Origin of the sequence: Streptomyces pacificus (genome assembly GCF_011766325.1) — a bacterium.
GTDB lineage: Bacteria > Actinomycetota > Actinomycetes > Streptomycetales > Streptomycetaceae > Streptomyces > Streptomyces pacificus.
Genome location: NZ_BLLG01000088.1, coordinates 1 through 304 on the forward strand (window position 1 = coordinate 1; position 304 = coordinate 304).

The window sequence follows — 304 nt, forward strand, 5'->3', positions numbered from 1 at the left end:
GACCGACGCGCAGCAGCGGCTGCTGCTGGAGGCGGCCTGGGAGGCGCTGGAGCGCACCGGTGTCGACCCGGTGTCGCTGCGCGGCAGCCGCACCGGCGTGTTCGCAGGCGTCATGTACAACGACTACACCCAGTTGATCGGCGGCGCGGACACCGAGGGCTACGGCAGTACCGGTGCCTCACCGAGTGTGGTCTCGGGCAGGGTGTCGTACACGTTCGGTTTCGAGGGGCCGGCGGTCACGGTCGACACGGCGTGTTCGTCGTCGCTGGTGGCGATGCATTGGGCGATGCAGGCGCTGCGCGGT

Annotated in this window: 1 protein-coding gene; it reads left to right on the top strand. The window is 70.1% G+C overall.

The features are described 5' to 3' along the window. On the top strand, positions 1-304 hold a 304-nt coding region (locus SCWH03_RS28375; protein WP_173267792.1), incomplete at both ends, for a beta-ketoacyl synthase N-terminal-like domain-containing protein.